This window comes from Oceanobacillus caeni, from assembly GCF_019037185.1.
Taxonomy (GTDB): Bacteria; Bacillota; Bacilli; order Bacillales; family Amphibacillaceae; genus Oceanobacillus; species Oceanobacillus caeni.
The window spans coordinates 69,272-80,335 of the sequence record NZ_JAHHXM010000012.1; the positions used below are offsets into that span (position 1 = coordinate 69,272).

General features: G+C 34.7%; 12 protein-coding genes. 11 read left to right on the forward strand and 1 reads right to left on the reverse strand.

What is annotated here, in order from left to right; all coding sequences use genetic code 11:
* Positions 1 to 10 precede the first annotated feature (10 nt).
* The 4 genes from yabA to rsmI all read left to right on the forward strand — a co-directional run bounded on the left by yabA (position 11) and on the right by rsmI (position 2,410).
* Entirely contained in the window at positions 11 to 367 is a 357-nt protein-coding gene (yabA, locus tag KM885_RS08920) for a DNA replication initiation control protein YabA (RefSeq protein WP_204798311.1), read from the forward strand.
* 169 nt (positions 368 to 536) lie between these two features.
* Positions 537 to 1,277: a tRNA1(Val) (adenine(37)-N6)-methyltransferase gene (locus KM885_RS08925; protein ID WP_204798310.1), complete on the forward strand. Its 741-nt coding sequence runs from the start codon at positions 537 to 539 to the stop codon at positions 1,275 to 1,277.
* Positions 1,270 to 1,563 carry a GIY-YIG nuclease family protein gene (locus KM885_RS08930; protein WP_060669069.1) on the forward strand — a complete coding sequence of 98 codons (294 nt, stop codon included), beginning with the start codon at positions 1,270 to 1,272 and terminating at the stop codon, positions 1,561 to 1,563. The genes KM885_RS08925 and KM885_RS08930 overlap by 8 nt, the downstream gene beginning before the upstream one ends.
* A complete protein-coding gene (rsmI, locus tag KM885_RS08935; protein ID WP_145543129.1) occupies positions 1,541 to 2,410 on the forward strand; it encodes a 16S rRNA (cytidine(1402)-2'-O)-methyltransferase in 870 nt (289 codons plus the stop codon). Before KM885_RS08930 ends, rsmI begins: the two co-directional genes overlap by 23 nt.
* Positions 2,411 to 2,647: 237 nt before the next feature.
* On the opposite strand, the gene KM885_RS08940 is transcribed toward rsmI, so the two are convergent.
* Entirely contained in the window at positions 2,648 to 2,932 is a 285-nt protein-coding gene (locus KM885_RS08940; protein ID WP_047186888.1) for an AbrB/MazE/SpoVT family DNA-binding domain-containing protein, read from the reverse strand.
* 353 nt (positions 2,933 to 3,285) lie between these two features.
* On the opposite strand from KM885_RS08940, the gene metG reads away from it, so the two are divergent.
* From metG to veg, 7 genes are all read left to right on the forward strand, one after another.
* Positions 3,286 to 5,235 carry a methionine--tRNA ligase gene (gene metG, locus KM885_RS08945; RefSeq protein ID WP_060668395.1) on the forward strand — a complete coding sequence of 650 codons (1,950 nt, stop codon included), beginning with the start codon at positions 3,286 to 3,288 and terminating at the stop codon, positions 5,233 to 5,235.
* A gap of 65 nt (positions 5,236 to 5,300) precedes the next feature.
* On the forward strand, positions 5,301 to 6,068 hold the full coding sequence (locus KM885_RS08950; protein ID WP_047186890.1) for a TatD family hydrolase: 768 nt from the start codon (positions 5,301 to 5,303) through the stop codon (positions 6,066 to 6,068).
* A gap of 357 nt (positions 6,069 to 6,425) precedes the next feature.
* Positions 6,426 to 7,634: a G5 and 3D domain-containing protein gene (locus tag KM885_RS08955; RefSeq protein WP_145523711.1), complete on the forward strand. Its 1,209-nt coding sequence runs from the start codon at positions 6,426 to 6,428 to the stop codon at positions 7,632 to 7,634.
* 113 nt (positions 7,635 to 7,747) lie between these two features.
* Positions 7,748 to 8,314 (forward strand): ribonuclease M5, encoded by a 567-nt coding sequence (rnmV, locus tag KM885_RS08960; RefSeq protein ID WP_047186892.1) that lies wholly within the window; start codon positions 7,748 to 7,750, stop codon positions 8,312 to 8,314.
* Positions 8,307 to 9,185, forward strand: coding sequence for a 16S rRNA (adenine(1518)-N(6)/adenine(1519)-N(6))-dimethyltransferase RsmA (rsmA, locus tag KM885_RS08965; RefSeq protein WP_145523710.1), 879 nt, complete (start codon positions 8,307 to 8,309; stop codon positions 9,183 to 9,185). Before rnmV ends, rsmA begins: the two co-directional genes overlap by 8 nt.
* Before the next feature lie 260 nt (positions 9,186 to 9,445).
* Positions 9,446 to 10,336, forward strand: coding sequence for a sporulation peptidase YabG (gene yabG / locus KM885_RS08970; RefSeq protein ID WP_204798309.1), 891 nt, complete (start codon positions 9,446 to 9,448; stop codon positions 10,334 to 10,336).
* Between the two features lie 399 nt (positions 10,337 to 10,735).
* Complete coding sequence (gene veg, locus KM885_RS08975; protein ID WP_216883799.1) at positions 10,736 to 11,005, forward strand: biofilm formation stimulator Veg; 270 nt, start codon at positions 10,736 to 10,738, stop codon at positions 11,003 to 11,005.
* The last annotated feature ends 59 nt before the right edge of the window (positions 11,006 to 11,064 follow it).

Genomic DNA, 11,064 nt, shown 5'->3' on the forward strand with positions numbered 1-11,064 from the left:
GTGAGTGGGAGTGAGGAATCGGCAAATCTTTGATCAAGTGTCTGATATGGAAAAACAAATCGGAGAATTATATCAGCAACTTGGTGATCTTAAACAAAAGTTAAGTGAATTACTAGAAGAAAATAATCGACTTGCTATGGAAAATCATAATCTCAGAAACCATTTAGATACGATAGAAGAAGGTAAACAAAAAACAACTAATAAAGAAAAATCAGCTAAGAAAAAAGATAACTTACCAAGTGAAGGATATGACAATTTAGCAAGATTGTATGATGAAGGATTCCATATTTGTAATTTAGAATTTGGAAGACCGAGAAGAAACGAGGATTGTATGTTTTGTCTTGAGTTCTTTGATAAAACAAAGTAGAATTCGGAAATATGTTAATCCATATAAACGAAAAAATACTGTCTCTATATAGGGGCAGTTTTCTTTTAATTGGTATAAAATTTACATAACTAGTTTTCTAATGTATAGAAAGATCATGGATATGTTAAACGGTAATAGCTAAAGTTTCGATTAGGAGTAGGAGAAATAAATGGTACAATTATTGGACGATGAACGTATAGATTTCTTATTAGCTGACGAAAGTATGAGTATTATTCAAAGTGCGACTGCTTTCGCCTTTTCTTTAGATGCTGTGCTACTTGCACATTTTGCTTCTGTCCCAAAAAGAAGAGGAAAGGTTTTAGATTTATGTACAGGTAATGGGGTCATCCCATTATTGTTAGCTAGAAAAACCAAGGTTGAAATAACTGGTGTTGAAATTCAAAATCGTATTTTTAGTATGGCAGAGAGAAGTATTGAGTTAAATCAATTGCAGGAGCAAATACATGTCATTCACGGTGATTTAAAAGAAATGAAACATGTTTTAAAGCAAAGTGCTTATGATGCGGTAACATGTAATCCACCTTATTTTCAAACACCTTCTAGTAAGGAACAAAATCAAAATGAATATTTAACCATCGCAAGGCATGAAATTTATTGTACATTAGAAGATGTTGTAAAGGCGTGTAAACTACATGTAAAACCGGGAGGAAAAGTAGCGATGGTTCACAGACCAGGGAGACTTGTAGATATGATAGCTTTATTTAGGAAATATAACATTGAACCAAAACGGATGCAGTTGGTATTTCCAAAAATGGGGAAAGAAGCAAACATGCTTTTAATAGAAGGAATCCGGGATGGCAAAGCAGATTTAAAAATTTTACCACCATTGTATATATACAACGAAGATGGTACATATACGGAGGAAGCAAAGGAAATTATATATGGATGATAAGGAACATGTCGTGTACATTTTAAGGTGTAAAGATAATTCTCTATATACAGGTTATACAAATAACCTAGAGAACCGTTTGAAAGCACATAGGGACGGAAAAGGGGCAAAGTATACTAGAGGTAGAGGGCCGTTTCAAGTGGTATACATTGAAAAAATAGAAACGAAAGAGCAAGCTTTAAAAAGAGAATATGAAATAAAACAACTAAAAAGAAAAGAGAAACTATTACTAATCCAGAATTGGTTGAAAGAAGTGGTTCAGAATGAAAATTCAAAAGAGCTTTAGTGATGAAAACCTAGGGGCTATTTATGTTGTACCAACACCAATTGGAAATTTAGAAGATATTACATTTAGGGCTTTGAATACATTAAAAGATGTATCAATCATAGCAGCAGAGGATACAAGAAACACAAAGAAGCTTTTAAACCATTTTGAAATAAATGTACCACTTATTAGTTATCATGAGCATAATAAGCTTTCTAGAGAAGAGAAGTTATTGGAGCGGGTGAGAAAAGGGGAGTCCATTGCTATTGTCAGTGATGCTGGGATGCCAGCTATTTCAGATCCAGGATATGAATTAGTAAGATCAGCAATAGAAGAGGAACTGAAAGTAGTCGTTCTACCAGGAGCGAATGCAGCCCTTTGTGCTTTAGTAGGTTCTGGGCTTTCCACGAATGAGTTTTATTTTTATGGATTCTTGCCTCGAAAGAAGAAAGATAAGGAAGCAGAATTAGAGCGTTTAAAATATATTCAAGCTTCTTTATTATTTTACGAATCGCCATATCGTATTAAAGAAACCCTACTAACAATGCATAAAGTTCTGGGAAATAGACAAATAGCGATTGCTAGAGAGCTAACGAAACGGTTCGAGGAATTTACTAGGGGTTCTGTTGAAGAATTAATAGAGTGGGCAAATCAGAATGAGCAAAAAGGGGAATTTTGCTTAGTTGTTGCTGGAAATGACGCAGAAGAGGAAGAGACGGAAATATGGTGGAAAGACTTAACCATTATGGAACATGTAAATTACTATATCAATAAAAGTCAATTATCTTCAAAGGAAGCCATAAAACAAGTTGCCACAGACAGGAATATGCCTAAACGAGAAATATATCAAGCCTATCATGTAGATTAACAAAAGCGGAAGAGCCTGGTTAGGGAAGTTCGCTAGTTCCTGGGCGCTGGAGCTGGACGTGGCCTTCCTTATGGCAAGCTTTGATAAGCTGAATTCTTATATCTTCTTACCTACTAAAAAAGAGAGTTGACGTGCTTCTGCAAGCGTCAGCTCTCTTTGGGCTTTTAATTGATTTTAACAAGGGGTTACGTTTTTGTAAATAGAAATTTGTAGAAAATTATCCTATTTTCAATTTTATTAATCATTGTGGTTTAATAGGGATTCAATTTCCTTAAGTAGTAATTTAGCACTAGTTTGACTTAAAACAATCTTACCATCTGCTAATACCAAGTTTTCCTCCGAATATTCACCTGAAATTTGACATGTCAAATTTGGTTGGTGTTTTTTAAGAACTATTTTATTTTTATCAAGGGATATTTCCATTTTATCTTTTGGTTGAATGTCTAACGTATTTCTAATTTCTACTGGAAGTACTACCCTTCCAAGTTCATCAACTTTACGGAACATTCCGGTTGAATTCATAGTAAGCCCCCTAATTTTTGAATTTGAATTCTATCTATATTAGTAAAGGAAATGGTGATTTTTAAATAATTTAGATTTTCTGACAATTTCTTTGCTTTAGAATAGCAATATTTTATTTCGATGTCAATATTTAAGGTATGATAATTTGAATGCTAAATTAAAAAAAGCCTATGCAAATGCTTATCTTATCTTGATTTGGTCCATAATTAATAATACACAGTATTTGGCAAAATACGTTATAATAGCTACAATGGTAATAGTTTAAAAATGACATTTTTGTAGACTTTTTAATTTTTAATTAGAACTTTGTCGGAAAAACCCCTAAAGCCAAGTTTTTTTAAGGAGGTAGCAGCATGCTAGAGGAGAAAAAAACGTTTTACATTACTACACCAATCTATTATCCAAGTGGTAATTTACATATAGGTCATGCATATTCAACAGTTGCAGGTGATGTAATAGCTAGGTACAAACGTATGCGTGGTTATGATGTAATGTATTTAACTGGAACGGATGAGCACGGACAAAAAATTCAAAAGAAGGCAGAAGAAAAAGGTGTAACCCCACAGGAATACGTAGATGAGATTGTTAGTGGTATTCAAGATTTATGGAAAAAACTAAAGATTTCAAATGACGATTTTATCCGTACAACAGAAGATAGACATAAAGATGTCGTTGAGAAAATCTTTGATCAGCTAGTAAAACAAGGCGATATTTACCTTGATGAATATGAAGGCTGGTATTGTACATCTTGTGAATCTTTCTTTACGGAGAGACAATTAAATGAAGGAAGCTGTCCAGATTGTGGTGGTCCGGTTGAAAAGGTTAAAGAAGAGTCCTATTTCTTTAAAATGAGCAAGTATGTGGATCGACTAGTTCAATATTATGAAGATAATCCGGAATTCATCCAACCTGAAAGTCGTAAAAACGAAATGCTTAATAACTTTATAAAACCAGGTTTAGAAGACTTAGCTGTATCACGTACTTCTTTTGATTGGGGAATTAAAGTCCCTGGAAACCCAAAACATGTTATTTATGTATGGGTAGATGCGTTAACGAACTATATTACGGCACTTGGTTACGGAACTGAAAACGATGAGAAGTTTAGGAAATATTGGCCTGCGGATGTTCACTTAATGAGTAAAGAGATTGTTCGATTCCATACTATTTATTGGCCAATCATATTAATGGCGCTTGATTTACCTTTACCGAAAAAGGTATTTGCACACGGATGGATTTTGATGAAGGATGGAAAAATGTCGAAATCAAAAGGTAATGTGGTAGACCCGGTAAGTCTGATAAACCGTTATGGGCTAGATGCTTTACGTTACTACTTATTACGCGAAGTACCATTTGGTCATGATGGTGTATTTACTCCAGAAGGATTCGTAGAAAGAACAAATTATGATTTAGCAAATGACTTAGGTAATTTGTTAAATCGAACAGTGGCAATGATTAAAAAGTATTTTGATGGAGAAATCCCTGTATATAAATCATCTGAAACAGAAGTAGACGGTAAACTTGAACAATTTGCTAAGGATACGATTAAAAGAGTAGAAGAAGCGATGGAAAATATGCAGTTCTCTGTTGCGCTTTCTTCCTTATGGCAATATATTAGCCGAACAAATAAATATATTGATGAAACCCAACCATGGGTACTTGCAAAAGACGAACAAAATAATGAAAGATTAGGAAATGTGATGGCTCATTTAGCCGAATCATTGAGAAAGTCAGCTGTGATGCTTCAACCATTCTTAACAGAAGCACCAACAGAAATATTCCGTCAGTTAAATATTACGAATGAATCTTTAAAAGTGTGGGATAGTGTTTATAAGGACGGAGAAATCCCAGCTGGAACGAAGGTTCAAAAAGGTGACCCTATTTTCCCAAGACTCGATGTAGAAAAAGAAATCGAAGCTATTAAAGCAATGATGAAAAAAACAGTGGTTGAAGAACCAAAAAAAGAAGAAGATAAAAAAGAACAAATCGAGTATGACGACTTTATGAAGTTAGATTTACGAGTTGGTGAAGTATTAAAAGCTGAAAAGGTAAAAAAAGCTGACAAATTGCTAAAACTACAACTTGACCTTGGATCGGAAAAACGTCAAATTGTCTCAGGGATTGCGAAGTACTATGAGCCAGAACAATTAGTAGGTAAAAAGGTTATTTGTGTAACAAATCTGAAACCTGTCAAGCTACGCGGAGAAATGTCAGAGGGTATGATTTTGTCAGGCGAAGATGAAAAAGGGAACTTATCTCTAGCAACCGTAGATTCATCTTTACCAAATGGATCCGTTGTGAAGTAAGTAAAATTCAAACTTTAAAAGCCAATCTCGTGGAGAGCTTGGCTTTTTATTCATAGGAGGTAAATATGTTATTTGATACACACGTTCACCTAAATGCAAGACAATTTCTAGAGGATCGCGAAGAAACAATACAGCGTGCATTCGATGCTGGTGTAACATACATGACGGTAGTTGGCTTTGACCATGAAACAATTCCACTTGCCATTGAAATTGCGGAAGCATATGAAACCATTTATGCAGCTGTAGGTTGGCATCCTGTTGATGCAATAGATATGACAGACAAGGAACTTGATTGGATTGAAGAATTAGCAAAGCATCCTAAAGTAGTAGCAATAGGTGAAATGGGCCTTGATTATCATTGGGATAAATCACCAAAGGATGTCCAGAAAGATGTCTTCCGAAAACAAATTCGTCTAGCTAAAAAGCTAAAAATGCCAATCATTATCCATAATCGTGAAGCAACCGAGGACATTATTCAAATTTTAAAAGAGGAAAACGCAAAGGAAATTGGCGGCATTATGCATTGTTATAGTGATTCTGTCAAATATGTAGATGATTGTTTAGATATGAATTTTTATATTTCTTTGGGAGGACCTGTAACATTTAAAAATGCGCCACTACCAAAAGAAGTAGCTCAATATGTCCCTTTAGACCGTCTATTAATAGAAACGGATGCACCTTATTTAGCACCACATCCTAATAGAGGTAAAAGAAATGAACCAGCTTATGTAAAACTAGTAGCGGAGAAAATTGCCGAACTTAGGAATATGAGCTATGAAGATATTAGTGAAATAACTACAAAAAACGCATTTCGCTTCTTTGGAATAGAATAATTTCATTAAAAAATCATCTTTTGGGAAAGTATTTTATTGTTTTCCCTTAATTTTATTATGTTAGCAATCAAATGAAATATAACTGTAACATTATAGTGAAATAATACCAGAACCCAAGTGAATTAATAGAAGAATGATGGCGAAAATAGGGATTAGCGATAAGCTAGTCCCTATTTTTGTTTTCTAATAGATTCCAACATATCCCTTTAGAATCAATTATCTTCTCTTTTTAAGTAAAGTAAAACGATGTCGAATAGGGCTTGTGTAATGGAATTGTAAATCAACCGTAAAAGGAAATTCATTTACTTTACGTATATTTTGTTCATATAATCGTTCATACAAAGGGGGGCAAGATGCATGCGATTTGTATCAAAGCTATTGCCGGCATCAAAAATGAAGCTGGTTATTTCTAGTATAGGTGTACTTGCACTAGTTTTATTTACCAGTATGGTTGTTTTTGAATCAACAAAAGCAGAAGTAATCATTACAAACAACGGTGAAGAGAAAAAAATAAAGACACATAAAAATACCGTTGGTGAAATACTAGATCAAGAAGGTATCGAAGTTGGTGATCATGATGCATTATCCCATAACTTAGATGCTGATATTGAAGACGGTATGAAGATTGATTATGAATCTGCAAAACGACTTACCTTAGAGATAGACGGTAAAGTTCATACATATTATTCAACAGCACAAACATTAAAAGAATTCTTAGAGGAGCAAAGCCTTTCATTCTCGAAGGATGATGAAGTTTCGCTCCAGGATAATGACATATTAAAAGATGGACAAGAAATAAAAGTGAAAAAGGCGTTTGAAGTAACAGTAAATGATGGTGGAGAAGAGAAAGCATCAAAAGTTACAGGTGGAACCGTACAAAATCTATTAGAGAAAAGTGAAATAGAGTTAAATGACCTAGATAAGATTTCTCCTTCCTTAGACGATGTAGTTACTAAAGATACTGTTATTACGATTACCCGTGTGGAAAAAAAGAAGGAGAAAGTAGTAGAAGAAGTTGCCTTTGATACAGAAACTAAAGAGGATTCTTCATTAGAAAAAGGGAAAGAAAAGGTGGTAACGGAAGGGGAAAAAGGAAAGGTCCATAAAACTTTTGAAGTTACCTTAGAAAATGGAGAAGAGGTGGATCGTAAATTATTAGACGAAGCGATTCAGGAGAAAAAGGTAAATCGTGTTGTCGCAGTAGGTACGAAAGAGCCTGCACAAGTAGTATCTGAAACCTCTACCTCTAGTTCAAGCAATAATAATGCTTCAAGTGATAAAACAATAACCATGACTGCAAGTGCGTTTACAGCAAGTTGTAATGGCTGTTCTGGTTACACAACAACAGGAATTAACTTGAAGGATAATCCAAATAATAAGGTAATTGCAGTAGATCCAAATGTCATTCCTTTAGGAACAAAAGTATGGGTGGAAGGATATGGAGAGGCAATTGCTGGTGATACTGGTGGTAATATTAATGGAAACCGAATTGATGTTCATGTACCGGATAAATCGAAAGCATACAGTTGGGGAGTTCGTGATGTCCAAGTGAAAATCCTTGATTAAGATGTATGTAAGTTATATGCTCTTACCATGATAAATGGTAGGAGCTTTTTATATTTAAAAGCGCTGGAGCTAGATGTGGCCTTTTTATTAACAATAGATGATAGGGGAAATCAATGAAAATTAAAGAAGTCATAGTAGTTGAAGGAAGAGACGATACGACGAAAATAAAACACGCAGTCGATGCAGATACGATAGAAACAAATGGATCAGCAATTAATAAATCTACACTTACCCAAATCAAACATGCACAAGAAAAGCGTGGGGTCATTATTTTCACGGATCCAGACTATCCTGGTGAACGAATTAGACAAATTATTAATGAATATGTTCCGGGTTGTAAACATGCTTTTTTAACGAAAGATAAAGCAAGGGCAAAACATCCGCATAATAAAAGTTTGGGGATTGAACATGCAAGCATTGAAGATATAAGACAAGCCCTAAAGGATGTTTATGAATTAGCTGAACCTATAGAAAGTGAAATAGATCAAGAAGATATTATTAAAGCACGATTAATCGGGACAAAAGAAGCACGAAAAAGAAGGGAAAGACTAGGCGAACTTCTCCAAATAGGTCATACGAATGGGAAGCAGTTATTAAAACGACTAACATTATTTCAAATAACGAAAGACCAGTTTAATCAAGCAATTTTAAAACTGGATCAGGAGGAAGAAGATGAGTAATTATATCGCCACACCATCGCGTACGAAGGAAATTTTAAATAAATATAAGTTTACATTTAAGAAAAGTTTAGGACAAAACTTTTTAGTCGATGTGAATATACTTCAAAATATAGTGAAACATGCTGGTATAGATAAAGACGCAGGTGCCATAGAAATAGGACCAGGAATTGGAGCGTTAACGGAGCAGTTAGCAATTCATGCGGATAAAGTGGTTGCTTTTGAAATCGACCAACGATTATTACCAATATTGAAGGATACCTTAGGTGATTATTCTAATATCAATCTCATCCATCAAGATATTTTAGAAGCAAATGTTAAGGAAGTAATTAAGGAAAACTTTGCTCCGGATCAAAAAGTACATGTCGTTGCAAATTTACCATATTACATTACTACCCCAATTCTAATGAAGTTAATTCAGGATAAATTACCAGTATCGAGCATTACGGTGATGATTCAAAAAGAAGTTGCCGAGAGAATGGCAGCAGAGCCAAATACAAAAAGTTATGGGTCCTTAACTATTGCTTTACAATATTATACGGAGGCTGAAGTGGTTATGGTCGTACCTAAAACAGTTTTTATGCCACAACCAAATGTAGACTCAGCCATATTAAAATTAAACCTAAGAGAGAAGCCTCCTGTTCATGTACAAGATGAGGATTTTTTCTTTGACATAATAAAAGCAAGTTTTGCACAAAGACGGAAAACACTTCAAAATAATTTAAAAAGTTTCTTCAAAGATAAATATGATAAAGACATGATTACGGATATTCTTTTGCAATCCGGTATAGATGCTAAAAGGCGCGGCGAATCCCTAAGTATAGAGGAATTTGCACATTTAGCAAATACATTTACTAATGCACTACAAAAATAAGTTGTCTGTCCACGGCAGATAGCTTATTTTTTGCGATTAACCATCAGTGGGGAATGAAGGAACCCCCCGATGTTGGAAGTCTTCTTTATAAAAATTACTCGTCTTTGCATAAGTGCAACTTGGGCACAATTTCCTAAAAAGGCTTGGCTAAATATCAAGTTTTCTAGAGATCGAGTTCATATAAGGCACAATACTTATTTTCCATTCATAGTTTATAGTGGGAAGGCGTCGTTCTTTCAAGTAGACTATGGGGTGAACGTATGGATTTAACGAAAAATAATTTAGTAACTAGAAAATCCTATAACCATGATTTGCTATTCCGTATTGCGAATATTAAAGACAATATAGCAAGTTTATATGGGGAAGACATGCGACTTGAGGCAGATGCACCATTAGAAGATCTCCGGAGAATTGAAGATAGAGAATTAGAAACAAGAAGAAAAAAAGAAAAGGAAAAAGAAGAATTCTCTTATAGGCTATTTCGTCAAGATTATCAATTAATGAAGGAAAAACGCGATTATCAAGCATCAGATGGATATCAAAACTATGCAAAGTACTTCCAATTGCCCGCAAAAGTCCTTCATCTAGATGGTGATCAAATGTACTTAAGAAAATGTATAGAACTCTATCAGCGAATAGGTTTACAAGTACACGGTGTCCATCTGAATGAAAAGGAAATGCCAAATCAAATTGGTGAATTAGTTCAAAAAATCCAGCCAGATATGATTGTAATAACAGGACACGATTCCTTCTCAAAAAATAAAGGAACAAAAAAGGACTTAAGGGCCTACCGACATTCAAGGTATTTCGCTGAGTCAGTTAGAGAAGCTAGGCGAATTAATCCTAATCTTGATCAACTAGTTATATTTGCAGGTGCTTGTCAGTCTCATTTTGAGTCTCTTATACGTGCAGGAGCAAATTTTGCGAGTTCCCCTACCCGAATTAATATACATGCGTTAGACCCTGTTTATATTGCAGCAAAAATTGCTTATACCTCTTTTATGGAACGAGTCAGTGTGTGGGACGCAATTAGAAATACGTTAACAGGAGAAAAAGGAATGGGTGGGGTAGAAACGAAAGGTTTACTCCGTACTGGAATGCCATATTTATTAGATGATGACTTAGACGGTAATAACTATGATAATGATTGAAAAAGCTTATCCGAATGCTGGATAAGTTTTTTTAAAAAGAAAAGAAAGTATAAAAAATTGGCTTATTAAATCTTGTCATAGGGAGGGCCATGTCCGGCTCCAGCGCTAAAGCAATAGCGAGACTTCCTTCGCCTCCATACATTGCTACGAAGCACAAGATGTGTGAGTACAGGCGTTGCGACATGACATCGCGTTCTTAACAAGGGCTTTTTCGCGTTGGTTCATTGAAATTCCTACTAACAAAAGTGAAAATTCTATACATAAATTGAAAACTTTGACAAATAATATGAAAAGTAGACAAAACTCTTTGTTGACATGTAAAAACACATCTTGTTATAATATTAATTTTTGACTATTATACAAGTTTGTGCTATACTATTCATAGTGAGGTGGAGTGTATTGGCTAAAACATTAATCGAAATTAAGCAAGGTCTTGAAGGTCAGGTAGGAAGAAAACTTAGATTAAAGGCTAACGGTGGCAGACGAAAGACAATTGTACGCCAAGGTACTTTAGCGGAAACATATCCTTCTGTATTTATTGTCGAGTTAGACCAAGACGAAAATGCATTCGAGCGTGTTTCTTACAGCTATGCAGACGTACTAACTGAAACGGTAGAAATTAATTTTTTAGAAGATAATACTTCCATTATTTGGCTCTACGTCAAGTGACGTTGGTACTGTATTTTAGTCGACTTTTAATATGTATTTGATTATCACACTCTAGGGAA

What these genes read in the sequence shown, in the direction of transcription:
- KM885_RS08930 (WP_060669069.1), top strand. Translation starts at nt 1,270, where the DNA reads ATGGATGATAAGGAACATGTCGTGTACATTTTAAGGTGTAAAGATAAT.
- rsmA (WP_145523710.1), top strand. Translation starts at nt 8,307, where the DNA reads ATGAGTAATTATATCGCCACACCATCGCGTACGAAGGAAATTTTAAAT.
- KM885_RS08925 (WP_204798310.1), top strand. Translation starts at nt 537, where the DNA reads ATGGTACAATTATTGGACGATGAACGTATAGATTTCTTATTAGCTGAC.
- rsmI (WP_145543129.1), top strand. Translation starts at nt 1,541, where the DNA reads ATGAAAATTCAAAAGAGCTTTAGTGATGAAAACCTAGGGGCTATTTAT.
- KM885_RS08950 (WP_047186890.1), top strand. Translation starts at nt 5,301, where the DNA reads ATGTTATTTGATACACACGTTCACCTAAATGCAAGACAATTTCTAGAG.
- metG (WP_060668395.1), top strand. Translation starts at nt 3,286, where the DNA reads ATGCTAGAGGAGAAAAAAACGTTTTACATTACTACACCAATCTATTAT.
- yabG (WP_204798309.1), top strand. Translation starts at nt 9,446, where the DNA reads ATGGATTTAACGAAAAATAATTTAGTAACTAGAAAATCCTATAACCAT.
- KM885_RS08940 (WP_047186888.1), bottom strand. Translation starts at nt 2,932, where the DNA reads ATGAATTCAACCGGAATGTTCCGTAAAGTTGATGAACTTGGAAGGGTA.
- KM885_RS08955 (WP_145523711.1), top strand. Translation starts at nt 6,426, where the DNA reads ATGCGATTTGTATCAAAGCTATTGCCGGCATCAAAAATGAAGCTGGTT.
- rnmV (WP_047186892.1), top strand. Translation starts at nt 7,748, where the DNA reads ATGAAAATTAAAGAAGTCATAGTAGTTGAAGGAAGAGACGATACGACG.